Source organism: Chryseobacterium sp. 22458 (assembly GCF_052044975.1).
Taxonomy (GTDB): domain Bacteria; phylum Bacteroidota; class Bacteroidia; order Flavobacteriales; family Weeksellaceae; genus Chryseobacterium.
Genome location: NZ_JBQEOA010000019.1, coordinates 1 through 395 on the forward strand (window position 1 = coordinate 1; position 395 = coordinate 395).

4 tRNA genes are annotated in these 395 nt (G+C 53.4%); all 4 read left to right on the plus strand.

Going from position 1 to position 395, the window contains the following annotated elements:
• The first annotated feature begins 1 nt into the window (after nucleotide 1).
• Nucleotides 2-75 (plus strand) — tRNA-Asp (locus ACTJJF_RS21965).
• A 32-nt stretch (nucleotides 76-107) separates the two neighbouring features.
• Nucleotides 108-181 (plus strand) — tRNA-Asp (locus tag ACTJJF_RS21970).
• A 32-nt stretch (nucleotides 182-213) separates the two neighbouring features.
• Nucleotides 214-287 (plus strand) — tRNA-Asp (locus ACTJJF_RS21975).
• 32 nt (nucleotides 288-319) lie between these two features.
• Nucleotides 320-393: transfer RNA gene (locus ACTJJF_RS21980), tRNA-Asp, on the plus strand.
• Nucleotides 394-395: the final 2 nt, after the last annotated feature.

Genomic DNA, 395 nt, shown 5'->3' on the forward strand with positions numbered 1-395 from the left:
TGATCCGGTAGTTCAGCTGGTTAGAATGCCGCCCTGTCACGGCGGAGGTCGCGGGTTCGAGTCCCGTCCGGATCGCAGAAGTTTTCTCAATTTACTTTAAAAAAATTGATCCGGTAGTTCAGCTGGTTAGAATGCCGCCCTGTCACGGCGGAGGTCGCGGGTTCGAGTCCCGTCCGGATCGCAGAAGTTTTCTCAATTTACTTTAAAAAAATTGATCCGGTAGTTCAGCTGGTTAGAATGCCGCCCTGTCACGGCGGAGGTCGCGGGTTCGAGTCCCGTCCGGATCGCAGAAGTTTTCTCAATTTACTTTAAAAAAATTGATCCGGTAGTTCAGCTGGTTAGAATGCCGCCCTGTCACGGCGGAGGTCGCGGGTTCGAGTCCCGTCCGGATCGCA